This window comes from Sorangium sp. So ce185 (assembly GCF_051526825.1).
GTDB classification, from domain to species: Bacteria; Myxococcota_A; Polyangia; order Polyangiales; family Polyangiaceae; genus Sorangium; species Sorangium cellulosum_D.
Genome location: NZ_CP150316.1, coordinates 4,746,724 through 4,772,722 on the forward strand (window position 1 = coordinate 4,746,724; position 25,999 = coordinate 4,772,722).

The window sequence follows — 25,999 nt, forward strand, 5'->3', positions numbered from 1 at the left end:
GCGCTTCCTGGGTGCGCTTTTCGCATCGGCGTACTGGCGTACTGTTCGAGCAGATCGTTCACGCGGAGTCTGGAGGTGCCACCGGTGACCGTCGTTCGCTGCTGTTCCGGCTGCGCCACATCGCGCGGTGCGGCCTCTGCGGCGCGGAGGCGCTGAGCGACCATGTCGCGCGACGCCGCCCACATCCCGCTCGCCCTGTGGGTCTGCGCGGCGATCGTGGCGCACATGGCGGGCGGCGGGGGCGCGGTCGAGGTGGCGCAGGTCATCGAGGATCGGGCGCAGCTCCGCCGGATGGTCCACGCGGTGCGGGAGGGCCTCCGCCCGGCCGACACGACGTTCGAGGTGCTGACCGACGGCGTGGCGGCGACGCCGCCTCCCGCCCCGCTGGCGCCGCCGGAGCGGTCGCCGGACGGCGAGCCCGACGAGGACGCGCCGCCCGAGCCGCAGCAGAAGCCAGAGCCGACCAAGGCGGAGCCGCCGCCGCGGAAGCCGCCGAAGGCGGAGCCGCCGCGCCAGGCGAAGGCGCCGCCCAAGCCGGAGCCGCCCAAGGAAGAGGTGGCCAAGGTCGTGCCGGTCCAGCCGCCGCCGCCGCCGCCGCCGCTGCCGGCGGATCGGCGGATCGCCATCCGTCAGCACGTCGAGAAGAACCAGGAAGACAACCCCGAGGCGAACCGGATCGCGGACGACGCCAACAAGGTCGCCGAGGAGACCATGGCGCAGATCCGCTCGAAGGATCAGGACGATCCCGCGCCCACGCCCGGGAGCCCGAGCGGCCCGCGGGGGCCGGCGGACAAGGTCGGCGACAGCGACCACGATCACAGCGGCCACAGCGAGGAGCGCGCCGGCAACGAGCAGCACGCGCCCGGCGAGAAGAGCCCCGACAGCGAGAGCGCGGAGCACCACAGCCCGCCGTCCCCGGCGCAGGCCGCGCAGGCGCCTCGGGCGGCGCCGCCGCAGAGCGTCCCGGGCGCGACCGGCGGCGGCCGCGTGGCGCAGGCGCCCGCCGCGCCGGCGGCGGAGAGGGGCGCCGCGGGCGGCTCGGGCCCGGCGTCGCCCGAGGTCGTCGACGGCGCTCACGGGGGCTACACCCTCAACCCGGCGAACCCGGGCGGCGACGGCAAGAGCCGCGTCGCCGGGAAGAAGGCGACGCCGCAGCCCTACGAGAGCCCGGTCCGCGTCGGCTCGATCGGCCTCGGCGCGCCAGGGCTGCCCGGCGGGCCCAACCTCAACCTGAACATGGCCGGCGTGCAGGCGGCCGTGGGCAACGAGAAGCTCAGGGCGGAGCGGGCCTCGGACGGCGCGTCCCGCAAGAGCGCGCACCGGGGCTCGTGGGAGACGACGGACAAGTGGAAGAAGTGGCGCGCCGCGATCGAGAACTACGACCCCTCCGTCAAGCCCGGCAACCAGACGTCCCTCAACGCCGCGCGGGTGCCGTTCGCGACGTACATCAACATGATCCACAACCGGCTCCACCCGATCTTCGCGGAGGAGTTCCTGGCGTCGCTCGAGAGCCTGCCCTCGGGGCACGCGTTCAACCAGAACCGGGTCACGCACCTGGAGATCGTGCTGAACAAGGACAGCGGCAGCATCGTGCGCCTCGGGGTCACGAAGCCGAGCGGCATGACGGCGTTCGACATGGTCGCGCTCAACTCGGTGCACCGCGCGTCACCGTTCGGAAAGGCGCCGGACGCGATCGTCTCACCCGACGGCAACGTGTACTTGCACTGGGAGTTCCACAGGGATCCATACGACGCGTGCTCCACCCGCAACGCCCGCCCCTTCCTGCTGAAGGCGGCGTCCGACGCCGCGCCGGTCGAGCCGGCGCCGGTGCGCAGGGCGCCGCGTCCCGTCCCGGGCGACGAGAAGACGCTGGCGCCGCCTGGACCGCTGCTTCCGCTCCGTCGTTAGGTCCCGGCTCTGCACCGGGACCGCGGCGATGTATCCTCGGCGGCATGTCGAAGGATTCCGACGCGGCCGTTCAAGTGACCAACGCGCGCATCGAGGCGGCGCTCGCGGATTCTCCGGCGTTCACCCGGATCGAGCCGCATTTCTATGTGGTCCGCCAGGGGACGGCGTACGTCTACCTGCACGTCCTGCCCTGGGCGCCGGATCGCGCGCTCGTGCGGCTCGTGGCGCAGCTCGCCCGCGGCGTCGAGATGACGCCGGATCTCGCGATGAAGCTGCTCCGCCTGAACGCGCGCATCCGCTTCGGCGCGTTCGGCTACGTCGCGCAGGGCTCCTGCGTGGTCATCGTACACACGCTCCTCGGCGGCGAGACGCTCGACGCCGACGAGATCCTGGTCGCCCTCCGCGATCTGTCGGTGCTCGCGGACGAGTACGACGACCGCATCGTCGAGGAGGCCGGCGGCCAGCGGATGCAGGACCTGATCGACGCCTCGGCGACCGCCGCGGTCTTCACCGATCTGGACGCCCCCCGCGCCTGGGACAAGGGCTGAGCGACGGGCCCTCTTCTTCAATGCTCCTCAACATCGACCTTCCCCCCGAAGCCCCTCCTCCCTCCGCCGCACCGGACCCCGCTCCCTCGCCCCGCCGCGAGGAGGGCGGCGACGCCCCGCCCGCCGAAGGGCGCGCGTCGTCCCCCGTGCGCGCCGAAGGGCGCGCATCGTCCGCCGAGCCGGCCGAAGGGCGCGCGTCGTCCCCCGAGCGGCCGCCGCTCGCCGGCCTGCCCGTGCTCCGGCTGATCCGGCCGCTCGCCGTCCTCGCCCTGCTCGCGATGATCCTCGGCCGCATGCTCGCGCCCGCGATGGTCGGCCTCGCGGTGGGCATCGAGCGCGCCGCGCACGCCGTCGAGCTCGCCGGCGCCGGCGCCTCGCAGCTCTTCGCGATCGGCGCGATCGTCACCGCGATGGCGCTGATCGGCGCGGTCGTGCGGAGCCGCGTCCCGTACGCGCTGCGGATCGCCGCGATCGTCGCGGGCAGCTTCGTCATCCTCGTCGTCCTGCACGCGACCGTGCAGCGCGTGCCCGATCTCTCCGCCGCGCTGATCGGCGTGAGCGCGGCGATCCTCGCCGTCGGCAGCGCCTGGGAGGCGCTCCGCGTGCCGTTCATGCGGCCGGTCGCGGCCGCGCTCGGGCTCGTCGGCGCCTCCGCGCTCGTGCGGCTCACCGGCGTCCTCCTCGCCGTCTGGGCGAACGACCGCGGCTCCAAGGCGCTCGCCGGCGCGACGAGCTCGGTGGCGACGGCCGCGTTCGCGCTCGACGCGCTGGCCGTCCTCGTGGCGACGGTCGCGCTCGGCGCTGGCCGCGAGGCGCGCCCGCGCGAGGCCGAGCCGCCGCGGCCGCGCCTCGTCAGCCCGCTCTCGCTCGCGGCGCTCGCCTCGGCGCTGCTCGCCACCCGGGCGGCGCTCGCGGGCGCCTCCGACGACGCGTCCGTGGTCGAGGCGCTCTTCCGCCGCGCGCTCGACCGGCTGCTCACGCGCCCCGCGCCGGTCGTGCCGCTCTCGATGCAGCTCTTCGCCGCCGCGCTCGCGGTGGTGGTCGTCGCGCTCGCGCTCATCGCGCCGCCGCGGCTGCCCGCGCTCGGCGGTGCGCTCGCGCTGCTGCTCGTCGCGCGCAGCGCCCCCGAGGTGCCGCTCGGCGCGCTGTCGCTGGTGATCGCCGCCCTCTGCGTCGCGCTCGCCGCGCGCGACGAGCGCGGCTTCTGGGCGGCCGTGCTCGCGACCGAGCGCGAGCGCCCCTCGAGCGCGCTCCCGGGCGCCGGGAAACCGGACGCGACCGGGGGCGCGTCCGGTTGACGCGAGCGACGACACTCGTTAAGCACGCCCTCGCCGCGCGGGGATCCGCGCGCAGCGTTCCACCTGATGCTCGCCGCCGGGACGGCGCGGGGGCCGTCCGGTCCCGCCGGTCTCTCCCTCGCACCGGGCCTCGCGGGGCGCGGCCCAGGCTCGCGTGGCGCGCCATGGGCACGGGAGAGTCCTCATGCATCGTCGCGATCTCGTCTCGCTGTCCGCCCTCGCGCTCGCCGCGCTGACGCTCGGCGCCGGGTGCCCCGAGGAGCCCTCGCGGCCCGCCGGCGGCGCGGCGGCGACGTCGAGCGCGGCCCCGCCCGTGGCCTCGGCCGAGAAGCCCAGCGCGCCGCCAAAGGCGCCCGAGGCGCCGAAGGCGACAGAACAGGCGGCCGCGCCGCCGGCGCCGCCCACGCCCGAAGCCAAGGGGACGATCAAGGGGGTCGTCAAGTTCACCGGCAAGCCGGTCGAGATGAAGGTCCCGGCCGCGCGCAAGGACGCCCCGGTCTGCCAGGACAAGGACGTCGTGTACAACGCTGTCGTCGTCAACGACGGCAAGCTCAAGGACACCCTCGTCCGCATCGCGGTCGGGGGCGTGCAGGGCAGCTGGAAGGCGCCCGACGCCCACGCCGTCGTCGACCAGAAGGACTGCATGTATGAGCCGCGCATCCAGGGAGTGGTCTCCGGGCAGCAGGTCGACATCAAGAACAGCGACCGGACGCTGCACAACGTGCACACCTACAAGGGCTCTGAGACGCTGTTCAACCAGGCGCAGCCGCGGGGCGCGGACCCGCTCACGAAGTCGTGGAGCGACGGCATCATCAAGCTCACCTGCGACATCCACCCGTGGATGCGCGGCTTTGTCGTGGTGACGGATCACCCGTTCTTCGCCGTGAGCGGCGGTGACGGATCCTTCGCGATCGAGAAGGTGCCTGCCGGCAAGTACAAGCTCGAGGCGTGGCACCCCCGCTATGGCCTCAAGACGGCCGACGTCACGGTCGCGGACGACAAGCCCGCCCAGGTCACGTTCACGTACGCCGGCACCGAGGCTGAGCCGGCGGAAAACAAGGACGAGCTCAAGGGCCTTTGGTGAGCTCCCCGGCAGCGCTCGCGGCGGGCGCCAGCGCGCCCGGGGCCGTCCGGTTGGCGGCGGGCAGCGCCGAGGGGCGAGCTTTCCTGGCTCGCTCGACGCGAAGAAGGACGACGGGGCGTCGCGGCGGTTGCCACTCGGCCCCTCGTGCCCTAAAGGGAAGCGGCGACAACGGTCGAACTCGACTCCCCGAGCCGCGTTGCGCGCGCTAGTCTCCCGGCCCCGATGCTGTTCTCACCCGCCACCCGCGCTCAGGCGATGACGTCGTTTTCCGGCCTGGCTGTCCCGCCTACAAGGGTCTCTGGAGGTGCCGCGCGGTCGCCGCGCGGCGCGAGCGCCGGTCGCGGCGGCGAGGTGTGCGCGTGACCATGAGCGTCGAGCAGGCCACGGAGCGGGCCCCGGTCCCTTACATCCGCCAGCCCGAGGTTCCCGAGCGCGACGGCTCCGCGCTCCCCACGAACGCGCGCCCGCTGCTCAAGGTAGCGGCCGACCTGGTGAGCCTCACCAAGCCGCGCATCACGAGGATGGTGGTCGCCACGATGCTCGGCGGCATGTGGGTCGCGAGCCGTTACCTCCGCGCCGGGACGGGCGGAGAGGGCGCGATCGACCGCGCGGCGGTCCCTGTGACCCAGCTCGCGCTGGCGCTGCTCGGGACGGTCCTCGTCGTGTCCGGCGCCAACGCGCTCAACATGTACATCGAGCGCGACACCGACCTGCTGATGGAGCGGACGCGGAACCGCCCCTTGCCGGCGCGGCGGCTCGCGCCGGACGTGGCGCTCTGGTTCGGGATCGCGCTCTCGGCCAGCTCGATTCCGCTGCTGGTCTTCGGGGTGAACGCGGTCACGGGCGCGCTCGCCGCGCTCGCGCTGCTCAGCTACGTGCTCGTCTACACCCCGCTCAAGCGCAAGACGACGCTCTCGCTGCCGATCGGCGCGATCCCCGGCGCCATCCCGCCGCTGCTCGGGTGGACGAGCGTCACCGGGCAGGTCGACGCGCCCGGGTTCCTGCTCTTCGCCGTCATGTTTCTCTGGCAGATCCCGCATTTCCTGGCGATCTCTCTCTTCCGTCAGGACGAGTACCGGCGCGCGGGCCTCAAGGTGCTGCCGCTCGAGAAGGGCGATCACGCGACGTGGCGCCACATCGTCGGCTATCTCGCGCTGCTCATGATCGCCTCGATGCTCCTCGTCCCGCTCGGCGTCGCGGGCCCTGTCTACTTCGGGGTCGCGGTCCTCCTCGGCGGGGCCTTCTTCGCGCTGGGTGCCTGCGGCCTGCTCGCGGGCACCAAGGCGCGCTGGGCGCGCCGGGTCTTCTTCGCCTCGATGGTGTACCTGGTGCTCCTCTTCGCCGCGCTGATGGTCGGCGCCTGAGCGGCGCCCGCCGCCTTGACGCGCCCGGGACCGGCCCTTAAGCGTCCGCGGATGGTTGCCATGGAGCCGACGCGCCAGGCGAACGGCGCTCCTCCCCCCGCAGAACCGGCCAGCGAGCTGCTTCCGTCCGGCGGCGCCCCCGCGCCGACGCCGCGGCGCAGGGCGCTGACCCAGAGGCCGCTCTTCTGGGTTGCGCTCGTCGCGCTCGTCGCGCTGAGCGGGCTCGCGGTGCCGTTCTTCGTCGGCCGCGGGGTCCGCGGTCACGCCGCGGAGGCGCCCGCGGTTCGCATCCCGCTGCCGGCCTTCGCGCTGACGGATCAGCGCGGCCACCGGTTCGGCCTGGAGCAGCTCCGGGGCCAAGTGTGGATCGCCGACTTCATCTTCACGACCTGCCCGACCGTCTGTCCCAAGCTCACGCAGCGCATGAAGGAGATCGAGCAGCAGGGGCGCGGTCTCGGGGACGCGCTGCACCTCGTGACGTTCACCGTCGACCCGGAGAACGACACGCCGGAGGTGCTCGCGGCCTACGCGGCGTCGCAGAAGCTCCCGCTCGAGCGCTGGACGCTCCTGACAGGCCCTCTCGATCAGATAGAGTCGACGATCCTCAAGGGCTTCAAGATCGCGATGGGCAAAGAGGAGACGAGCCCGGGCATCTTCAGCATCTTCCACGGCGAGCGCCTGGTGCTCGTCGACCAGGAGGGCGTGATCCGCGGCTATTACGAGGCGAACGACGAAGGGATCCCCGCCATCCTCCGCGACGCCGGCGCCCTCGTGAAGCAGCGGTGACGCGCCCGGGCTCGCCTCACGCCTCGATGGCGAGCCGCTTGATCATCTTCTGCAGGCCGAACCTCGACAGCCCGAGCAGCTTGGCGGCCTGCGTCTGGTTCCCGCGCGTGCGCTCCAGCGCGTCGCGCACGAGCTCCGTCTCCAGCGCGTCGATCCTCGCCCGGACGTTGAGGCCGAGCTCGCGCGGCGCCGCGCCGCCGCCGTGCGCGATCTCGGGCGACAGGTGCTCTCGATCGATGGTCCCGTCGCAGAGCACGATCGCCCGCCGGATCTCGTTCTCCAGCTGGCGCACGTTGCCGGGCCACCCGTAGGCCGAGAGCCGCTCCATCGCCCCGCGCGTGACCCGGACCGGGCCGCGGCCGTGCTTCGCGACGAGGTGCTGGACGATGAGCGGCACGTCGGTCGCGCGCTCGCGCAGCGGCGGCACCCGGATCGTGATGATGTTCAGCCGGTAAAACAGATCCTCGCGGAAGGCGCGGGCGCGCACCAGCGCGTCCAGATCGCGGTGCGTCGCGGCGATGACGCGCACGTCGACCTTGCGCGCCCGGTCCGAGCCGAGCGGCCGCACGAGGCCGTCCTCGAGGACGCGCAGCAGCTTCGTCTGCATGGCGAGGCTCATCTCGCCGATCTCGTCGAGGAACAGCGTGCCTCGATCCGCCACCTCGAAGAGCCCGGCCCGCGGCCGATCCGCGCCGGTGAACGCGCCGCGCACGTGCCCGAAGAGCGCCGACTCGAGCAGCCCCTCCGGGATCGCGCCGCAGTTCTCGCCCACGAACGGGTGCGCCGCGCGCGGGCCGTTGTGGTGGATGGCCCGCGCCACGAGCTCCTTGCCGCTGCCGGACTCGCCGTGGATGAGCACCGGCACCTCGGACGCGGTCACGCGATCCACGAGGCGCAGCATCGCGCGCACGGCCTCGCTCTCGCCGATGATGGCGTCGTACCGGTAGCGCGTGTCCCGGCCGCCGCGCGCCCTGGCGAGCTCGAGCGCCGCCGCGTCGAGCTCCGCCTCGCGCCGCGCGAGCTCCCCGGCGAGCCGAGACGAGGCGCGCTCGGCGCGGCGCACGGCGCGGCGCAGCTCCACCTGCGCGCGCGCGTCGGCGATCGCCAGCGCCGCGACCGACGCGATGGTGCGCGCCCACCGGAGCTCCTGCGCCCCGAACGCGCCGCGGCGCACGCGATCGTCGAGGTAGACGACGCCGAGCGCCTCGCCGCGCGCGATGAGCGGCACGGCCAGCACGCTCCGGAGCTTCAGCGCGTGCACGCTGCGGTGCACGCTCGGCAGCTCCCCCGCGGCGTCGACGGCGACCACCGGCTCGCGCGCCTCCAGGGCGCGGCGCGCGAGCGTCTCCGACAGCGCGAGCTGCTCGGCGCCGAGGCGCGAGCGCGCCAGGTTGCGCGCCGCCCGCGGGACGAGGCGCCCGTTCGGGGCGCGCAGGAGCAGGAGCCCCCGCTCGACCCCCGTCCAGAGCACGAGCGCGTCGACGACCCGGTCGAGCAGCGGCGCGAGGCGCTCGCGCTCGCCGAGCGCGCCGACGAGCGCCTCCAGATCGCGCGCCTGCTCGGGCCCGAGGCCGGCCTCCGGCAGCGCCCGCGCCCGGGCCACCCACGGCAGCGACCGCACCGCGCCGGCGAGCGCCGGCGCGCCCGGCGCGCCCGCCGCCTCGCCCGCGTCGGCGGTGCGCCTGCAGAGCTCGCGCGCGGCCTCGGCGAGCGCCGCGCGCACCCGGTGCGCGACGTCCGTTTGCCCGGCCTTGACCGCGAGCGCGTGCGCCGCCGCGAGCGCCGGGCCGCGCGACGCGATCGGCGCCCGCGCGCCCGCGAGCGCGGCGAGCGCGGCGAGGACGCGGTCGCTGCGCCCGCCGTCCGCCGCCGGGCGCGCCGCGCCGCCCTGCGGAGGGGCCTCGGCGGGGGCGCCGCCGACGGCGTCGTCCGCGGCGAGCGCGCGTGCGGCGCGCGCCCCCCACCAGTCGAGCCGCGACGCCGCGGCGAGATCCGGGCCGCTCGCGAGCTCGTCGAGCTCCTCGACGCGGGCGGCGTCGATCTCGCCCGCGCCGTGGCGCAGGAGCCGCGCGGCCGCCCGGAGCGCGTCGTCCGCGGAGCCTCCGGCGAGGAGCGCCGCCGCGCGCTCCGCCGCCGCGGGCGCGTCGGGGAGCGCGCAGGCCTCCGCGCCCGCGACGCCGTCGCCGCCGCGCGCGGCGGCCACGTCCGCGATCGCCCAGAGCGCGTAGGCCTCCGCCTTCGCGTCGCCCGCGTCGCGGGCCCGCGCGATGGCGTCCTCGGCCGTCCGGCGGGTCTCGTGCGCGAGGCCCGCGGTGGCGTAGGCGGCCGCGCACGCGAGCAGCGCGCGCGCCGCCTGAGCGGGCCGGCCGAGGTGCTCCCAGAGCAGCGCCGCGCGGGTCGAGGTCGCGATCGCGCCCTCGAGGTCGCCGAGATCCACCGCGGCCGCCGCCTCCCCGGTCCGGTAGGTCGCCTCCTCGACGACGGCCCCGGCGCGCACGGCGTAGTCGACCGCGGCGCTGAACGACGCGTGCGCCCGCTCCGGATCGCTCGCGTGCAGCGCGTACCCGCGCACGGCGGCCATCCGCGCGAGCTCCTCGACCGAGCTCGCGAGCGCCTCGCCGCGCGCCACCTCGGACAGCGCCCGCGCGGCGTCGCCGCGCAGCGCCGCGATCAGCGCGCGCGCCTCGCAGAGCGGCGCGGTGGCCGCCTCCCCGGCGAGCGCCTCGGCCGCGCCAAGCGCCCCCGCGTCGATCGCGATGCGCGCGAGCACCGCGGCCGCGCGCCCGTCCGGGTCCGCGCCGGTCTCGATGGCGGCGCGGGCGCGCTCCTCGGCGAGCGCGCGATCCCCGGCGCGCCGCAGGACCTCCGCCGCGAGCGCCGCGGACTCCGGCGCGCTCCGCACGGACGCGCGCAGCATCAGGCTCCGCGCGCGCCCGAGATCGCCGCGGAGTCGGAGCGCGTTTGCCGCGGCGACGACCAGGCCGGCGGGCGCGTCGTCGCGCTGCTCGATCGCCTCGAGCGCGAGCGGATCCGGCGGCACCCGCGCGATCGCGAGCGCCAGCTCCGCCGCCTCCGCCGCGGAGGTGGCCCGCGCCGCGGCGCCCTCGCCGGCGCCGCCGCGATCGCGCGCCGCCGCGGCGGCCGGCCGCCGCGCGCCGCGCCCCAGCACGGCCGCCTCGACGTCCGCGAACGTCCAGGCGCGCGGCGGGACCTGCCGCGCCAGGGCGACGAGCGCCTCCGCGAGCGCGCGCTCCGGCGCCGCCGCGAGCGTCGCCATCGGCCACGCCGCGGCGCTCGTCCCCACGAGCGCGGTGAGCCACCGCGCGACGCGGTCCGGGCCGAGCCGGCCCAGCCACGGCCCCTCGCCCTGCGGCGCGCCCGCGCGGGCCGCGGCGTCGCCCGCGCGGACGTCCGCGCTAGAGAGCGCGCGCGCCCGCTGGACCACCGCGAACGCGTCCGCGAGCCAGGAGGCCACGTCGTCGCGCACCCCGAGCGCCGCCTCGAGCTCGTGCCGCCGCAGGCGCAGGTAGGCGGCGCGCACGCGGCGCGCGTCGCGGTCCTGCCGATCGCGCTCGTCGCCGGGCCCCCCGGGATCGCGGCCCGCGTGCGGCGCCGGCGTCCCGGCGAGCGGCGCGCGCGTCGGCTGCGCGCCGGCGAGCGCGGCGCGGGCCGACTCGGTCACCCACGCCGAGGACGGCCGCGCCCCGGGTGAAGGCGACAGGAGCGCCCTGCAGATCGCGTCGAGCGCGGGTCCGGCCGCGCTCGGCGCCGCCACCGCGGCGCGCGCCGCCTCGATGGGATCGCCCGCGGCGGCCACGCCGGGGAGCGCGATCTCGGCGAGCAGCGTCCCCAGCGCGAGCAGATCCCTCGCCCGCGCGTCGCCGAGCTCCGCGTCGTGGCGCGCGAGATACCTGAGCGTCGCCCCGTCCACGGAGGTCTCGTGGATCGAGCAGGCGAGCCCCAGGTCGATCATCCCGATCCGCCCCTCCGGCGTCAGGATCAGGTTCTCCGGCTTGAGATCCCCGTGGGCGAGGCCGATGCCGTGCAGATCGCCGAGCGCCTCGCCCGCGTCGCGCGCGACGGCGAGCGCGAGCGCCGCGCGCTCGCCCTGGGGAAGGCCGCGCACGGCCTCCGCGACGGATCGCCCCTCGAACCACCGCATCGCTGCGAACGCGCGCCCATCGACGCCCGGGGCGGCCTCGACGCGCGCGACCCCGGCGCGCGCCGAGAGCCAGCCGACGTCGACGAGCTCCGGCAGCCGCGGCGAGAGCGCGAGCGCCGCGTGCAGCGCCTCGCGGGCGAGCGCCCGCCGCGCGGCGGCGCGCTCCTCCGCGGGCGCGCCGAGGCCCTGCCGCTCGATCTTGAGCGCCACCACGCCACCGCGCTCTTGGTCGACCGCCCTCCAGACCTCGGCCGACCCGCCCGACCCCGCGACGCCCAGCAGCCGGAAGCGCTCTGCCAACCGAGGTGCCACGGTCGACGGCTCGCTCATCCCGGGAATGCTCCTGGGCGGCGAGGCACCTGTCAACCTGGTTACGGCTCCGGCGGGCCGCCGTCGGCCGCGTCGCCCGCGCCTGCGTCGGGCGGCGCGTCACCGCAGCTCGGCGCGCCCCCCGCTGGCTGATCGACGTCGACGGCGGCCGCGTTGCTGCACGTGTCTTCCGGGCCCTTGCCGTAGTGTTCCGCCACGAAGCGCGCGAGCGACGGCTTGTCGAGGCACGTCGCGGTGTAGGTGGCTCCCCAGGCCGCGGCGGCGATGGGGGTGTCGAGCGCGCTGTCGGGCGTCATCACGAGGCGCGCCTCGGGCCCTCCGGGAAGCGTGAGGCACTTCGGATCCGAAGCGGCCTCGGTCCGCACCTCCTCGAGCATCGTCTCCACCTCGGCGCAGCCGGACGACGGGCACCGGTAGGCGAGGACGACCGCGCCGTGCTCGAGGTTGTGCACGTAGATCTCCCGCGGGACCTCCGCCTTGTAGCTCTTGAACTCGGCCCAGATGGCCCAGTGATCTCCCCCGCTCGGCGGGTTGGTGTCGTACTGGACGGGCGTGCACTCCGGCACGTGCTGCGCGGTGGCCACGCGGATCCCCGTCTGGACGACGACCTTGCACTCGGCCTCGCCCGGGAGCGGCGGGGCGCCCGGGGAGAGCGTGATGGTCTCGGGCCCCTGCGGCGAAGCGTCGCTCTCGTCGATCTCGTCGACCGGGGGCGCGCTCTGACCACACCCGGTCAGGGCAGAGGAGAGCGCGGCGGTCGCCGCGGCGGCGACCCACATCTGCGCGAAACCGCAGCGTTTCATCGCCGAAGCCTACCATGTCCGACGCGCGACGTGCGTTGCTCCGGAACGCCGGCTCTGGTGTACTTGGGTCCTCTAGCGTGGCGAAGCAAGAGAACGATCATCGACAGACGCTCGTCACCTGCACGTCCATCGCCCCGCCGGCGCTTCCGGTGGAGCCCGGCACCGCGTGCCTGGTCGTGATCTACGGCACGGAGCTCGGGCGCCGCATCGCCCTCGGCACGGGCTCCATCGAGTGCGGGCGCGCGATCCAGACCGACATCCCCCTCGACGACGAGGCGGTGAGCCGCCGGCACGCGCGCATCTCCTGGAACGGGATGGGCTACGTCGTCCGCGATCTCGGCTCGACCAACGGCACCTACGTGAACGACGTCTCGATCGACGAGCGCGCCCTCAAGGACGGCGATCAGGTCAAGATCGGGCGGACGATCTTCAAGTTCATCCAGGGGGGGAACGTCGAGCTCTCGTACCACGAAGAGATCTACCGCCTGATGACCTTCGACGGGCTGACGCAGGTCCACAACAAGCGCTCTTTCGAGGTCGCGCTCGAGCGCGAGGTGTCGCGGGCTTGCCGCTACCATCGCCACCTCGCGCTCATCATGTTCGACATCGATCACTTCAAGAGCATCAACGACACGCGGGGGCACCTCACGGGCGACGCCGTGCTCCGCCAGATGGCCGCGCTGGCCGCCGCGAACGTCCGCCGCGACGACGTCCTCGCGCGCGTCGGCGGCGAGGAGTTCGCGCTGCTCGTCCCGGAGATCCCCGTCGAGAGCGCGCGCCACGTCGCCGAGAAGCTGCGCGCGCTCGTGGAGCGCACGCCGTTCCGCTTCGAGGACGGCGAGATCGCCGTCACCGCGAGCTTCGGCGTCGCCGGCATCACGCCGGACGCGCCGGTCTCGCCCATGGAGCTCTACCGCCGCGCCGACGAGCGGCTCTACCACGCGAAGAAGGGCGGGCGGAACCGCGTGATGTGACGGCGCGCGGCCGCGTCAGGGCGGGAGCGGAACGGAGCAGTCGCGCGGCACGGCGCCGTCGAGGATCCACGCGGACAGGATATCCATCCCGTCCACGTACATCGTGACCTCCTGGTCGGGCGACATCTGGGGATGGAACCAGAACGAGGCGGGGAAGGCCGGCGGCGGCATGGGCAGCCCCATGACGAACGCGGCGCGCAGCCGCTCGATCTCCTCGCGGAGCCGCTCTGCCTGGTCGGCGGGCAGGGAGGGGTCGACCGCGCTCTGCCCGACGATGATCTTGTAGAGGAGGTAGCTGTTCCCAGGGTTTCCCGGGTCGATGAGCGGCATGGCCCTGCCGAAGCGCTCCGGCGTCTTCTCCCCCACGTGCGCGCGCTCGCCCATCTGGGTCTGGTGCGCGGCGTGCCCGATCGCGGTGTCGTAGAGCGGCTCGAGCCGGTTGTACCTGAACTGCTGCACGGCCGGATCGAGCGCCGCCACGCTCAGGTTCAGCCCTGCGGCGGCGTTCGCGTCGCTGTGGCACCCCGCGCAGGCGTTGAGGAGCTTCGCGGCGCCCTTCACGCAGGGGAAGCACGTCGGATCGGCCGGAGGCTCGCCCTGGCACTCTGGCGTGCGCCCGATGCACTCCAGGTCCTGCTGGCAGTAGAAGTCGCCCCTCGGCTGGCGCTCCGGCATCGCCTGGGGCGGGTTGGTCGCCGCGACGGTGAACTCGACGCGCTGGCTCTCGGCCAGGGGCGCGCCGTCGAACGCGCGGATGCCCGACGGCGCCGCGTCGTCCACCGGCCCGAGGACCCAGAGCACGTACCGCGTCCCCGGGACGAGCCCGGGCATGCCTTCGATCTGGCGGAAGATGACCTCCCGCTGGACCGGGTTGTATGTCGGCGCCAGCGGGATCGGGTTGACGCAGTCCGCGTACGTCAGGACCTGCTTGGCGAGATCGCCCGAGACGCACAGCGACTCGGGCCCCACAGCGCCGCTCACCGAGCCGGGCAGCAGGAAGCGATCGAACTTCAGCACGAAGCTCGCGGTCGACAGCACCAAGGTGCTGCCGTCCGGAGCGAGCGGGGTGCGGACGGGCTGGTAGTTCTGGTCGAGGCCGGTCGTGGCCCGCGCCTCGATCAGGTGGACAGGGGGAGCGTCGATCGTCTGGTACGAGGCTTCCCCGACGTCGCAGCCAACCGTCGCGAGGGCTGCGTGCAAGCAGAGGGGGAGGGGAGCGATGCGCGCCGCTCGGGCCAGCCTGCTCAGCTTTCGGCGTAGAGCGAGAGCTGCTCGCGGACGACCTTCTCGTTCACCCCGCTCTGGATGTGTTCCTTGAGACAGTCGGCCAGCGTGATCAGCATGTCGTCGACCCCTTTCTCCTCGATGAGCTTCGACAAAAGTTGCCGTGCCTCCCGTCCGTCGTCCTCGCGGAGGAAGCCCCGCACTGTCTCCAGCGTGATTTCCCCCTGGAAATCGAGATAGAGGTTGTCGATCAGGTACTTGATCAGCTCCTTCACGCCCGTTCTCCTTGGCGTTCGCGGCGATCGTTAGGGAAGCCGCGCGCACTTCGCTATACCCGTCGCCGGAAGGCCAGGGCAAGGAATATACTGACCGATTTTGACTTTTCACTGGCAACCCCGCAGGGACCTGTCGCTCGACTGATGGCACACCAGGCACGGGCGCGGGTTTCGGGAGAACGCGGCCTTGCAATTGCTCTCGTCGAACCCGATCGGATGCGGGTTCACCCCTTGCCCGCCCGAGATCCCCCGGGTCGCGTGGCAGGTCGCGCAGTCCCGCTCGGTGTGGCAGGAAACGCACGCATTCAGGTTTCGCTCTGCTTCCCAGGCGTGGTGCTTCGCGCTGCGCGGCGCGGTGGTCCACTCGGCCGGCGGGGGGTGGAAGCGGCGCCCTGCGGGCCGAGCGGCGCTCGGCGCCTCGCGCGCCACGCCCGTCCGGCGGTGGCAGTCCGCACAGAACGTCTGCTCTTGATGGCAGCTCACGCAGCGCGGATTGTCCTGCCGGGCCGCCTGCGCGTGCATCGAGAGGAAGTCGTTCGGGTGGACGTTGCGCGGACGGATCTTCCCGTCATGGCAGTCGGTGCAGTAGTTCTCGCTGTGGCACGTCCCGCAGAAGGCGCTGTCGTTCGCGGCGACCTGCTTGTGCCGCTCGAGCCAGTCGGGGGTGTGCCCCGCGTTGTGCAGCCACCGCGGCGGCAGCAGATCGCCCGTGGCGAACGCGGTCACGAGCCGCCCGTCGGGGCGCGTCAGGTGGCACACGTCGCAGTCGCTCTTCGCGTCGCCCTGGGCCGCGCCGCTCATGTTGTGACACGAGAAGCAGCCCGCCATGCGCGGCAGCTGCTCGCGGGTGGCGAGCTCGAGGCGATCGACCCGGCCGTGGCACTGGCTGCACTTGATGTTCCGGCTCACGTGCTTCTGGTGCGGGAACCGGAGATTCGCGTGCGGCAGCACGAGCGGCGCCACCTTTCCGCCGCTGCCCGCGTCTTCGCCGATGTGGCAGTAGACGCACTGTCCGTTCTCGTTCGTCCCCGCCTTCACCTGGGTGAGGTCGGAGTGATCGACGTCGTGGCAGTTGTCGCAGGTCTGCGCCGGGCTCGGCAGCAGCCGGTCCGTGACCGCGCCGCTCGTGTAGGCCGCCGCGTGGCACGACTTGCACGTCTGCTTGAGCCCCTTGACGTGCTTCTTGTGGTTGAAGCGGATCGTCAGCGTCTGCGGCGGGTAGATCTCGTCGCTCGGGACCGGCGTCGCGCTCGTCCCGGGCGGCATCCAGGCGAGCGGCACCTCCGCGTCGTCGGGCATCGGGTGGAGGCCGGACTTGTACCCGCCCGGCGGCGGATGCGCGGCCTTCTCCCCCGCGGCGCCCTCCTCGGCGTCGCCTTCCGCCTCCTCGGCCGCGTCGGCGCTGTCGTCTTCCGCGGTCGCCGGCGGCTTCGGCTGGGCGGCCGCCTCGGGGCCGACGATCGCGAGCGCCAGCGCGCCCAGGCACGCGACGATCGCGACCCACCCCGGCACGAGCCTCGGGTAGTCCCGCCGCGCGCCGCGCGGGCCGTCCTGTGTTGCGTCCATGCGTTCCTCGCTCACGGCGCCACCCGAAGGCTCACGAGGCCGACGACGCGGAAGCGCTGGCCCACCAGCCGGTTCATGTCGTGCTCCCACTCGAGCTTGAAGTCTGCGAACTCGCCCGGCCGGTACCCGGCCCCAAGGACATACCCGAACGACGTCGCGTCCCGGTCCGGCCGGAGCGGATCCGCCCAGTTGTACAGCGACACCCGCGCCCCGAGCGCGTAACGCTGCCCGTGCAGCCGCTTCTCGCCCGACAGATCGGCGCCTGTCCGGCGCCCGCGCTCCCCGGTCTGCAGCATGCCGCGGAGCTCGACCGACGACGTCCGCGTGCGGTAGCGGCCCGCGAGGTTCGCGAGCACGTCGGTCGTCATCGTCGTGGCGCGGTTCTCCTCGTCGCGCGCGTAATCCTCCAGGTCGCCGTCGCTCGGGTCGAGCGCCGTCGTCCCGACGCAATCCGGCCCGAGCCGCGCGACCTCGCACTGGCCGGCGCCGAACTCCTCCGGGTTCCCTTCGGCCATCCAGAGCCGCGTGCCGCCCCAGGCCGCGAGATCGACCTCGCGGGTGATGTCGACCGCGGCCCGCCCGGTGATCGTAGTGATGGGCGCGTGGGTGAACCAGTTCCAGATCGAGTCGGCGTCGAACGTCGGAACGAAGTAGTCGACGTCCGCGCCCAGCGTGACGCGGCTGCCCGCGTACACCTCGAGGCCGCCGTAGAACGAGCCGACGCGCTCGTTGTAGAGGTCGTACGTCACCCCGCCCTTGAGCCCGCCGAGGTTTGGCACGTTGACGTTGGCCGCGTACCCGAGCCGCTCTTGCGAGATGCGCGACCCGTCGGTCGTCTGGACGTCCCCGTTCGCGTCGGGGAACTGCTGGGTGATCGCGGTCCCCACGTTGTAGACGCGCCGGTAGGTCAGCCGGCCGTGGAGGAAGCTCGGACCGGCGCTCTCCAGCGCGACGCCGAACGCCGGGGCGATCTGCGCCTCCTGGAACGCCGGGTAGTCGGCCGCGCTCCCGGGCAGCGTCCGGTCGTCGCCGAAGCCCCGGTGGCTGCCGCGCCACATGCCCTGCGCCTCGAAGCGCGACGTCGAGAGCGGCAGGCCGCCGCGCTGCTCGAGGCCGCCGTACGCCTCGATCTGGACGTAGTAGGGCGTCGTGACCCGGAGGAGCGCGCCGTCGAACGACCACCATCCGAGCACGTCGCTCACGTACTGGCGGCCGACCCGGAAGCCGAGCCACCCGCTGGCGACGTTCCGCCCTTCGAAGTACGCGTACATCAGATCGAGCGGCGCCTCGCGCAGCCCCGGGATGTAACGCGAGCCGCCGGCGACGCTGTAGTTCGTCTCGCCGCCCTGCTGCGCTCCCTCGAGGTGGCCGTTCACCCCGAAGTCCGCGTCGAGCCGGAGCCGCACGGTCGCCGAGTAGTCGGCCTCGCCCGGCACCGAGTCGCCCTGGATGTTGTAGACGGCGAGCCCCAGCGTCTGCAAAAGACGCCGTCGCTCGATGTTCGTGGCTCCCCAGGGGCTCGCGACCTCGTAGGCCTGGACGCCGGTGGTCGACTGGACCTCGAAGTCGGCTGCTGCGGCGGCGCGCGGGGCGAGCGCGAAGGGCAGCAGGCTGGCCGCGGCCATCGCGTGCAGCGCCGAGGCGCGCCGCGCTCGCCGCTCGCGCGCTCCTCGACGCGCCTCGCCGGAGCGGGGGCATGGCTCACGACGTCGTGACGGGAGCTCCGCCATCGACGAGCGGTGCTCAATCACGGACTCTGCGCTCGCTTTCCGATGCTGCGGGCCGCGCTACGCGGCCTCCGCGCTCAGCTGCCGCCGAGGGCTGAACAAGCATGGCGCGGAGTTTCGTCCACGCGCGGCAACGCTGTCAACCCGATCGCAGGGCGAACAGCTTTGTCGCGAAGGCGCGCCCTTCAACCGTATCCAGCGCCCTTCCGGAGCTTGCCGTCCGCGCCGACGCTGAAGCCGTTCGAGTCCTGGAGCGCCTGGTTCGCGCCGCTCCGCAGCTCCGCGGGCACCGTCCAGCCGCGGGTCATCAGCCCCTCGGCCACCTTGTTCTTCACCCGCACCGACTCCTCGGTCGCGAGCATCTTCACGAGCGCTGGCACGCTCGCCTCGTCGCCCTGAGCGAAGATGGTCTGCACGGCGTGAAACCGGACCGTCTCGTTCACGTCGTCGAGGAACCGCTCCACCGCGACCCGCACGTCGTCGCCCTTGATCTCGCCGAGGGCGATGATGAGCTGCTGCTTCGGCTCGATGTTGCGCGCGTACTCCGTGTCGCACCGATCGAGCAGCCGGACGAGCTCGGCGCGGTAGTCGTCGTCCTCGAGCAGCGCCCTCAGGACCTTGAGCGGCCAGGTGAGGGTCTCGGCCTTGACGCAGAACTCGACCACGGCCGGCACCGCGTCCTTGCCCGCGTCGACGATGCCCCGGAACGCCAGATCTTTCTCTTCCTGATCCGTGATCGAGGGGTCGATCGAGAACGTGAAGCGCCTGAGGAGCGCCGCCGCTGCGTCGGCGTTCTTCATCGCCGCGAGCGTCTGGATGGCGTCGAGGCGGTCGTAGGTCTGAGCGCGCTTGTCCGCGCAGACCTTGGCCGGACCGGCCACCTTCTTGTTATCGGAGGGGGCACCCCCGGCCGGAGGATTGCTTTTGCGGAGAAAATCGAAAATACCCAACGCTGACCTCTGGTGGCTGTCCCGCCGCCGCGGTCCGAGCTGCCCGACGATCGCCGCCGGGCTCCACTGCCGAGGGCCGAGCCTGCTGCTCCCGGCACTGGACGCTCCCCGCCCGGGTCGCCCCGGGCGGAGCGGCTCGGTGACCGAGCCGGCGAAGCCGTCTACTCCGTCGTCTTGATGGCGGTGGGGAATTGGATGCTCAAGCTCACGGTGACCATGCTGGTGAAGTGGAATTCGCGGTCCTTGTCGTCCACATGGGTGTCGGGGAACGCCTCATCCGTACCTAGCCCGTGGTTGTCGAAGCCCGAAGTATTCCACTCGAAGGGCAGGGCGCGCCACTCCGCGCCGAAGCCGAGGAAGTCCGACGGGTAGAAATTCAAGCCGAGGCCGAACGTCGGCGCGATGGCCATGCGGCTCTCGAGGCCGAAGGTCTCGGCGCAGTTGGTGGTGCACTGCTTGCGCTCCTTGACCCCGATCGCCGCGACGCCGGCGAAGAAGTTCACGTCGGTGTCCACGAAGAGCTCGGCGAACAGCGCCAGCTTGCCGCGGAACGGCACGACCGTGATCTGCGGCGCCGCGACCCACTGGATCTGCGCGAGCTGGTCCTCGGTGAGGTCACCCCGCGTCAGGTTGACCCTGGTCAGCTGGCACGCCTTCGTGAACGGCCGCTCGGCGCAGCCGCGGCTGTCGATCGCGACGCGCTGGAGCTCGTCCGTCAGCCCGGTATTGTACTGGAACCCGTAGCCGCCCCAGGCACCGATGCCGAACCAGTCGGTGAGGTGGTAGGTGAGGCGCAGCCCCGGCATGATCGTCCGCCGGTACTCGTCCAGCAGCGTGAACGACGCGCCTGGAGCGACCTCAAGCCGTCCGTCGCGGTGGAGCCGCAGCTTCCGCACGGCGGGCGCACCGGCCAGGGGGCCCGTCAGCTGGATCTCCTGCGCCTCCGCGGGCGCAGCCGTCATCAGAAGTGCACAGCCGGTCAGCCCTGCCACCACGGTGCAGAGGCTTTGGACGAATCGACGCATCATGCCTGTCCCCGTCTTTGGCTGAATCATCCCATGTCTCGCGCTCGGCGTCGGCGCGTCCCCACGTCCAAAGGCCTTACTTCGGCAGCCGGTATTCCCAGGAGAACGGCAGGAAGACCGAGAACCCGACCTGTGCCTGCACGTTGTTGGTGAAGCTCTTCCCCTCGGCGAGCCACGTGCTCTTGTCCTGGGGGTTGTTCTTCGAGACGCTGGGGTTCTCGAGCTCGTCGAAGAAGATGTAGTCGCTGACCTCGGCCATGGCCGCGAACCAGCGGTTGAAGAAGATACGGAGGCCCCCGCCGACGTGGAAGGCGAGCTTGGGCTTCCAGTCGAAGGTGCGGTTGTCCGGATCGACGACGGCCATGGGCCGCGTCGAGATCGCGCCGACGCCGCCCAGCACGAAGAAGTCGTAGTGGAAGATGAAGTCGCTGAACCCGGCGAACTTGCCGTACGCGGGGACGTACGTGAAGTTCGCGTTCGCGTTCCACTGATACTCGGTGATCGGCTCACCGATACGCGCCGCCCTGCTCGTCTGGAAGTTGAAGTCCGACGGCGTGTTGAGGCCGGCGTACCAGTTGCCGTTGACCCCGATCGCGAGGACGTTGGTCAGGTACCAGTTGATCGCGAGCCCCGGACCGTTGTGCCCGACGAACTGGTCGTTCATCGTCAGCCCGAAGTACGGGTTCACCTCGAAGCGGTGGTAGCGCAGCGCGTAGATCTGCTGCACCGCGTAGGTCTCTGGGTTGAGCTCCTTCGCCGCTTCCTTGTTCAAGTCGATCGTGGGACACGCCGAAGGGTCGATCTTACAGATGTCCCCAAGCCCCGCCTCGTCGCCACCCTCGCCCTCGGCCGGAGCCGCGGGGGCCTCCGCCGGCTCCGTGCCCTCGGCAGGAGTCTCTGGCTCGTCGAGGTTAATTTCCTTGGGTTGCTCTTTTGGCTGAGCCGACGCCGTGAGCGGCACCGCGACCAGCGCAGCCGCAACGAGAAGCCCCACGCGAGCCTGGTTCATCGCCATCCCTTCCGAAGTCCGTGCGATGCGAGCGATCGATCGCCCAGGTAGTACAGCTTTCTAACTACGCGAATTCATTAATTAATTCGGTCAACCGCCAAGCCCGACGGACTATATCACGCCGAAAATAAAAGGATCAACAACCAAATCCTTTTGCCTTGGGCGACCGGGCGAGCCCCCAGGCGGCGCGCGCCCGGGGGACTCGCGCCGACCGGCAAATTGGCTGCACAATCGCCGCGGGCCCGGAACCGCCGTTGCTCGCGCGGCCGCGGTGCCGGCTCCCGAGGGGCCAGGCGGTGCGGGCGAGGCGGTCCGAGGGCTCGGACCATCGCCCATCTCTTTGACCGATGTCGAGGGGAGTGATTGGGAGGTGGGGTCGAGATCGCTCGCCGCGGGGCGCCGCGCTCGTCAGGCGGCCGCGTCCTCGGTGCCGCTCGGGCGGCCGAGCATCGCCTCGACGAACTCGTCGGGCTCGAACTCGCGGAGGTCCTCGGCGCGCTCTCCGATGCCGACGTAACGGACGGGCAGCCCGTGCTCGGCGCAGATGCCGAGGATGACGCCGCCCTTCGCGGTGCCGTCGAGCTTCGTCAGCACGATGCCGGTGATGGGCAGCGCTTCCTTGAAGAGCGCGGCCTGCTGCATGGCGTTCTGTCCGTTGGTGGCGTCGAGCACGAGCAGCGTCTCGTGGGGCGCCCCCTCCATCGCCTTGTTCATCGTGCGCGCGACCCGGGCCAGCTCCTCCATGAGGTTCGTCTTCGTGTGCAGCCGGCCGGCGGTGTCGGCGAGCACCACGTCGGCGCCCGTCTCCTTCGCCTTCTGGATCGCGTCGAAGATCACGGCGCCCGGGTTCGCCCCGTCCTTGCCGCGCACGACCTCGCAGCCCACGCGCTTGCCCCAGACGTTGAGCTGCTGCACCGCCGCCGCGCGGAACGTGTCGCCCGCGGCGAGCACCACCGTCCGGCCCTCGGCCTTGAGCTGCGTCGCGAGCTTGCCGATCGTGGTCGTCTTGCCCACGCCGTTCACGCCGACCACCATCACCACGGTGGGCTGCGTCTTCAGCGACAGCCCGCCGCCGGCGCCGACGCGCAGGATCCGCTTCGCGTGCTCGCGCAGCGCGTCCCAGACCTTGTCGGTGTCGGCGAGCTCGTTGCGGCTGAGCGCCGAGCGGATCTCGTCGAGGAGGAGCTCCGTCGTCTTCACGCCGACGTCCGAGGTGAGCAGCACCTCTTCGATCTGCTCGACGACGTTGGGATCGATCTCCTTCTTGCCGGCGAACAGCGCCTTGAGGCGGCCGAAGAAGCCCTCGCGCTCCCGTACCTTCGTGAGGCCCTTGCGGAGCCCCTCGACGTCGCGCTTGCGCGCGCCCGGGGGCGTCGTCTCGCGCGCCGGCCTCGCGGGGGCCGGCTTCTCCGCGGGCGCCTCGACCACGGGCGCGGCGACGGGCGGCGCCTCCGCGACCGCGGGCTCGGGCGGCACGGCTCGGGCGGAGGGCGGCGGGACGGCGGGCACCTCGACGGGGAAGGGCGTCGCCGCGGGCGGCTCCTCCCGCGGCGCGGGCTCCTTCGCCTTCGCCGGAGGCTCTTCCTCCGCCGGAGGCTTCTTCTGGACGCGCGGCCTGTCGGCCGGCTTTTCCGCCGGCTTCTCGGTGGGCTGCTTCGCCTTCTCCGGGAGCTTCTTCGGTTCGGGGGGCGCTGCGATCTCGGGGGGCGGCGCCTTCTTCGTGACGAAGTAGACGATCGCCGCCACCACGACGAGGCCGACGATAATTAGGGCGATTTCCACGTTGGCGTTCTCCGGCGAGGGAGCCGACTATATGGGACGCACCCCATACGTCAACGTGCGCTCGCGCGGTCGCCCGATCCGGCCAGCGAAACGGCAGGTCGGCGCGGCGGCGGGGCCGCCGCCGCGCGCCCCGAGCGCTCGGCTCACGGGGCGAGCTGCGAGACGCCGGGCTTCGGCTCCGACGCGCCGAGGTCCTGCTCGATCTGCTCGTCGACGGGATCGGGGCCGAAGGCGGCGTGCTCGATCCGGGTCGCCCACTGCTCGACCTCGCGCTGCTGGACCCTGCTCGCCACGCGGCGCACGTGCCCGGGCGTCGGCTCCGGCGGCCCCTCGAACGGCGCCCCCTGCCGCCGCGCCCACCGGACGAGGCGATCGAGCACGGCGCGGCGCCGCGTGACCAGCGCGATGCCCAGCCTGCTCGGCGGCGGGAGCGCCTGCTCGTAGCTGCTGTGCGTCGGCGCGCGCACGACGAGCTTCGCGTCGTTCCGGTACGGCGCCTCGATCGAGAACTCGCCGGCGTCGTCGGTCACGGCGCGCGCGACGACGCCGCTGCCGTCGAACGCGGGCACGACGATCGTGAGCTCGGCCTGCGCGATGGGCGCGCCGTCGTGCGCGTCGGCGACGGCGCCGCGCCAGCCGGTCGCGTCGTCGATCGGCCCCACGATCCGCACGCCCGCGCGGCCGGGCGGCGCCGCGGGCTTCTCGTCGGCCGCGCCGGCGGCCGCGCGCTTCGGAGCGCGCCGCCAGCCGCCGAGCACCCAGCCCGCGATCGCGAGGACGGCGGCGCCGAGCGCGAGCTGCCGCCACACCCCGGGGCCCGCGACGGGGACGTCGATCGCGAGCTCGGCGCCGGGGATCCACCACGGGGCGGCGGGCACGTACCGGAGCGACAGCGGCACCGTCCCCTCGCGCTCGGCGGTGAACGCGGCGATCACCCGCGCCTTGCCGGCGACCACCGCCGCCGCGCCCACCGGCTCGCCCGCGCGCAGCGCCTCGACGACGCCGCCCTCGACCGGGCCGCCGGACGAGCGCACGTCGACGTCGATCGGCACGCCGTCCTCCGCGCGCGCCGGCTCGACCGGATGGGAGAGCGCGAGCGTGACCTGCGCGTACCGGACGACGCCCTGGCTGACGGTCGCCTTCGCGAGCGCGGCGGTCCCCTCGAAGCGCGCGCGCAGCGCGCCCTGTCCGGCGCCGCCGAGGCCCTCGGTCGCGAGCTCGAACCGCGCCCGCCCGTCGCCGCCGGTGGGCGCCTCCGCGATCCGCGTGCCGCGCTCGTCCTCGAGCACGACGGGGAGCCGCTCGCGCTCGAACGGCGCGCCGCCCGCGGCGCCGCTGCGCTCGATCCGGAGCGCCACGGTGACGTTGACCGTCGGGCGATCCAGATCGATCGCGTCCACCGGCGGATCGAACCTGAGGTTCACCGGCGCGAGCGGGGCCGCGTGCGTCTCGATCGGGACCTTCGCTTCGGCCGGCTCGTAGAGCTTCCCTCCCGGGAAGCGGACGCGCAGCGTCGCGTTCGCGAGCGGCGCGCGCCCGCGGAGGCAGAACGTGCCCCGCGCGTCGGTCGTGATCGCGTATCCTCCCTGCGAGGCGCGGTGCGCTCGAACGCGCGCCGCGCCGCCGTCCGCGCACCCCTCCGCCTGCGGAAGATCCACCGGGGCGCCGCCGCTCGTGACGGCGTCGATGGAGAGCGGCGCCTCCGTGACCGGGCTCCGCGCGTCGTCGATGACGCTGCCGCGCACCACGAACCCGTCGGGCTCGGTCCACGCGACGGCGTCGATCTGCGCGCTCCCCCGCACCTGGATGCGGAGCGGCGCGCCTCGCGTCTGCGCGTGCGCCGCGGGCGCCGCGATGAGCGCGGCCGCCGCGACGAGCGCCGCCTTCAGACATCGTCTCAAGCCACGCATCTCCCGAACGCCTCCGGCGAGCCCCTCGTCATGGTCGCGCATTATTCGTCACGCGGGCCGAGCCCGGGCAAGGGGAAGCGGATCCGCGGCAGCGCCGAGCTCGAGCTCGCCCGGCGCGCGGCGGCGAGCGCAGGCGGCGCGGGCGAGCGAGGACGTACGCGGACGTGAGCGGACGTGCACGCGACGCGCCGACAGGACGTCGGCAGAGCGCCGTGGAGACGGGTAGATAAGTGGATGATGATGTCGTGTTCACCCTGAAACCCAACGTGTTTCGCGCCTTGAAGCCCCGCGGGCAGGCGGCGTCAAACCGTCCAGTTCGGTGGCAACGAGGAGCGAGCGAATGCAAGGCAAAAGTGCGAGCGTGTGCGCACCAAATTTCGAGTGCAGGCCCGCTGATCCGATCGCCACGGCGGCGATGCGCTCGTGTATCGTCGAACGTGGAATGCGTCGGCCCTTTCCTGCGCTCGTGTTGCTGGTTGTGACGCTCGTACTCTCGCTGATGCCGACGAGGAGCTACGCGGATCAGCGTACGAGCCACTTCGCCGAGCAGCTCAAGACCAACGACGACTACCGCGTCCGGACGCAGGCGGCGCTCGCGCTCGGCGCGTCGGGGGACGACGCCGCCACGAAGCCGCTCTGCGACGCCCTGACGGACGCCAACGCGTCCGTCAGGGTCGCGGCGGCCGCGGCGCTCGGCAGGCTGGGCAAGCCCGCGGGGCTCGCGTGCCTGCAGCGGGCCGAGGGCCGGGAGCAGACGCCGGCCGTCAAGTCGCAGATGCAGAAGTCGATCGCCACGCTGTCCGCGGGCGGCGGGGGCGGCGCGTCGCAGCCGCCTCCGCCGGGCGCCGACACGAAGTACTACGTGGCCATCGAGATCACGAACAAGAGCGGCCGCCCCGAGTCCGAGATCGAGCCGCTCGTGCGCGCCGCGATGCAGGAGAAGATCCTCGCGAAGGCCGGCTACGCGGTGGCCCCCAAGGGCGAGACGCTCGCCCAGGGCAAGAAGATTCTGAACGGCAAAAAAATGAAGGGCTTCTACCTGCTCGCGACGGTCGAGCCCGCCGTGTACCAGGGCGGCAACCTCACCCAGGTGGTCCGCGTCAGCATGTGGACCTATCCGTCCAAGTCGCTCCAGGGCGAGTTCGCGCCCAAGCTCACGCAGAGCGGCACCCCGAAGAAGGACGTCCAGAGCGAGAACATCCTGATGAAGATGTGCGTCGAGAACGCGATCGAGACCTTCCACAAGGTCGTCGCCTCGCTGTGACGCACCATCG

Annotated in this window: 19 protein-coding genes; 8 read left to right on the plus strand and 11 right to left on the minus strand. The window is 73.1% G+C overall.

Annotated elements, in window-relative coordinates:
• The first annotated feature begins 162 nt into the window (after positions 1-162).
• The 6 genes from WMF26_RS17530 to WMF26_RS17555 all read left to right on the plus strand — a co-directional run bounded on the left by WMF26_RS17530 (position 163) and on the right by WMF26_RS17555 (position 6,988).
• On the plus strand, positions 163-1,908 hold the full coding sequence (locus tag WMF26_RS17530; RefSeq protein WP_438001255.1) for a hypothetical protein: 1,746 nt from the start codon (positions 163-165) through the stop codon (positions 1,906-1,908).
• Positions 1,909-1,952: 44 nt separating this feature from the next.
• Complete coding sequence (locus WMF26_RS17535; protein WP_061621412.1) at positions 1,953-2,456, plus strand: T3SS (YopN, CesT) and YbjN peptide-binding chaperone 1; 504 nt, start codon at positions 1,953-1,955, stop codon at positions 2,454-2,456.
• Positions 2,457-2,602: 146 nt separating this feature from the next.
• Complete coding sequence (locus WMF26_RS17540; RefSeq protein ID WP_438001256.1) at positions 2,603-3,754, plus strand: hypothetical protein; 1,152 nt, start codon at positions 2,603-2,605, stop codon at positions 3,752-3,754.
• 184 nt (positions 3,755-3,938) lie between these two features.
• A complete protein-coding gene (locus WMF26_RS17545; RefSeq protein WP_438001257.1) occupies positions 3,939-4,838 on the plus strand; it encodes a carboxypeptidase regulatory-like domain-containing protein in 900 nt (299 codons plus the stop codon).
• Positions 4,839-5,203: 365 nt separating this feature from the next.
• Positions 5,204-6,202 (plus strand): heme o synthase, encoded by a 999-nt coding sequence (cyoE, locus tag WMF26_RS17550; protein WP_438002418.1) that lies wholly within the window; start codon positions 5,204-5,206, stop codon positions 6,200-6,202.
• Between the two features lie 60 nt (positions 6,203-6,262).
• The gene (locus WMF26_RS17555) at positions 6,263-6,988 is read left to right on the plus strand and encodes an SCO family protein (RefSeq protein ID WP_438001258.1); all 726 of its coding nucleotides are present in this window, start codon (positions 6,263-6,265) and stop codon (positions 6,986-6,988) included.
• A 16-nt stretch (positions 6,989-7,004) separates the two neighbouring features.
• On the opposite strand, the gene WMF26_RS17560 is transcribed toward WMF26_RS17555, so the two are convergent.
• Both WMF26_RS17560 and WMF26_RS17565 read right to left on the minus strand, forming a co-directional pair.
• Positions 7,005-11,480 carry a sigma 54-interacting transcriptional regulator gene (locus WMF26_RS17560; RefSeq protein WP_438001259.1) on the minus strand — a complete coding sequence of 1,492 codons (4,476 nt, stop codon included), beginning with the start codon at positions 11,478-11,480 and terminating at the stop codon, positions 7,005-7,007.
• A gap of 41 nt (positions 11,481-11,521) precedes the next feature.
• Positions 11,522-12,283: a DUF3105 domain-containing protein gene (locus WMF26_RS17565; RefSeq protein WP_438001260.1), complete on the minus strand. Its 762-nt coding sequence runs from the start codon at positions 12,281-12,283 to the stop codon at positions 11,522-11,524.
• 77 nt (positions 12,284-12,360) lie between these two features.
• Here WMF26_RS17565 and WMF26_RS17570 point away from each other — a divergent pair, with 77 nt between their 5' ends.
• The gene (locus WMF26_RS17570) at positions 12,361-13,257 is read left to right on the plus strand and encodes a GGDEF domain-containing protein (RefSeq protein ID WP_020735482.1); all 897 of its coding nucleotides are present in this window, start codon (positions 12,361-12,363) and stop codon (positions 13,255-13,257) included.
• Between the two features lie 15 nt (positions 13,258-13,272).
• Here the strand turns inward: WMF26_RS17570 and WMF26_RS17575 are convergent, their stop codons facing one another.
• The 9 genes from WMF26_RS17575 to WMF26_RS17615 all read right to left on the minus strand — a co-directional run bounded on the left by WMF26_RS17575 (position 13,273) and on the right by WMF26_RS17615 (position 24,725).
• On the minus strand, positions 13,273-14,457 hold the full coding sequence (locus tag WMF26_RS17575; RefSeq protein ID WP_437338162.1) for a hypothetical protein: 1,185 nt from the start codon (positions 14,455-14,457) through the stop codon (positions 13,273-13,275).
• Positions 14,458-14,501: 44 nt separating this feature from the next.
• A complete protein-coding gene (locus WMF26_RS17580) occupies positions 14,502-14,756 on the minus strand; it encodes a hypothetical protein (protein ID WP_020735484.1) in 255 nt (84 codons plus the stop codon).
• 108 nt (positions 14,757-14,864) lie between these two features.
• Positions 14,865-16,322: a cytochrome c3 family protein gene (locus tag WMF26_RS17585; RefSeq protein WP_438001261.1), complete on the minus strand. Its 1,458-nt coding sequence runs from the start codon at positions 16,320-16,322 to the stop codon at positions 14,865-14,867.
• 11 nt (positions 16,323-16,333) lie between these two features.
• Positions 16,334-17,947 carry a hypothetical protein gene (locus tag WMF26_RS17590; protein WP_438001262.1) on the minus strand — a complete coding sequence of 538 codons (1,614 nt, stop codon included), beginning with the start codon at positions 17,945-17,947 and terminating at the stop codon, positions 16,334-16,336.
• 287 nt (positions 17,948-18,234) lie between these two features.
• Positions 18,235-18,930, minus strand: coding sequence for a HEAT repeat domain-containing protein (locus WMF26_RS17595; protein WP_061622379.1), 696 nt, complete (start codon positions 18,928-18,930; stop codon positions 18,235-18,237).
• 230 nt (positions 18,931-19,160) lie between these two features.
• Positions 19,161-20,027, minus strand: coding sequence for a hypothetical protein (locus tag WMF26_RS17600; RefSeq protein ID WP_438001263.1), 867 nt, complete (start codon positions 20,025-20,027; stop codon positions 19,161-19,163).
• Positions 20,028-20,100: 73 nt separating this feature from the next.
• The gene (locus WMF26_RS17605; RefSeq protein WP_438001264.1) at positions 20,101-21,018 is read right to left on the minus strand and encodes an outer membrane beta-barrel domain-containing protein; all 918 of its coding nucleotides are present in this window, start codon (positions 21,016-21,018) and stop codon (positions 20,101-20,103) included.
• A 423-nt stretch (positions 21,019-21,441) separates the two neighbouring features.
• Positions 21,442-22,815 (minus strand): signal recognition particle-docking protein FtsY, encoded by a 1,374-nt coding sequence (gene ftsY, locus WMF26_RS17610; RefSeq protein WP_438001265.1) that lies wholly within the window; start codon positions 22,813-22,815, stop codon positions 21,442-21,444.
• Positions 22,816-22,958: 143 nt separating this feature from the next.
• Positions 22,959-24,725 (minus strand): carboxypeptidase regulatory-like domain-containing protein, encoded by a 1,767-nt coding sequence (locus tag WMF26_RS17615; protein WP_438001266.1) that lies wholly within the window; start codon positions 24,723-24,725, stop codon positions 22,959-22,961.
• Between the two features lie 478 nt (positions 24,726-25,203).
• Here WMF26_RS17615 and WMF26_RS17620 point away from each other — a divergent pair, with 478 nt between their 5' ends.
• Positions 25,204-25,989 (plus strand): HEAT repeat domain-containing protein, encoded by a 786-nt coding sequence (locus WMF26_RS17620; protein WP_438001267.1) that lies wholly within the window; start codon positions 25,204-25,206, stop codon positions 25,987-25,989.
• Positions 25,990-25,999 lie beyond the last annotated feature (10 nt).

What these genes read in the sequence shown, in the direction of transcription:
- WMF26_RS17530 (WP_438001255.1), top strand. Translation starts at nt 163, where the DNA reads ATGTCGCGCGACGCCGCCCACATCCCGCTCGCCCTGTGGGTCTGCGCG.
- WMF26_RS17535 (WP_061621412.1), top strand. Translation starts at nt 1,953, where the DNA reads ATGTCGAAGGATTCCGACGCGGCCGTTCAAGTGACCAACGCGCGCATC.
- WMF26_RS17545 (WP_438001257.1), top strand. Translation starts at nt 3,939, where the DNA reads ATGCATCGTCGCGATCTCGTCTCGCTGTCCGCCCTCGCGCTCGCCGCG.
- cyoE (WP_438002418.1), top strand. Translation starts at nt 5,204, where the DNA reads ATGAGCGTCGAGCAGGCCACGGAGCGGGCCCCGGTCCCTTACATCCGC.
- WMF26_RS17555 (WP_438001258.1), top strand. Translation starts at nt 6,263, where the DNA reads ATGGAGCCGACGCGCCAGGCGAACGGCGCTCCTCCCCCCGCAGAACCG.
- WMF26_RS17560 (WP_438001259.1), bottom strand. Translation starts at nt 11,480, where the DNA reads ATGAGCGAGCCGTCGACCGTGGCACCTCGGTTGGCAGAGCGCTTCCGG.
- WMF26_RS17565 (WP_438001260.1), bottom strand. Translation starts at nt 12,283, where the DNA reads ATGAAACGCTGCGGTTTCGCGCAGATGTGGGTCGCCGCCGCGGCGACC.
- WMF26_RS17585 (WP_438001261.1), bottom strand. Translation starts at nt 16,322, where the DNA reads ATGGACGCAACACAGGACGGCCCGCGCGGCGCGCGGCGGGACTACCCG.
- WMF26_RS17590 (WP_438001262.1), bottom strand. Translation starts at nt 17,947, where the DNA reads ATGGCCGCGGCCAGCCTGCTGCCCTTCGCGCTCGCCCCGCGCGCCGCC.
- WMF26_RS17600 (WP_438001263.1), bottom strand. Translation starts at nt 20,027, where the DNA reads ATGATGCGTCGATTCGTCCAAAGCCTCTGCACCGTGGTGGCAGGGCTG.
- WMF26_RS17615 (WP_438001266.1), bottom strand. Translation starts at nt 24,725, where the DNA reads ATGCGTGGCTTGAGACGATGTCTGAAGGCGGCGCTCGTCGCGGCGGCC.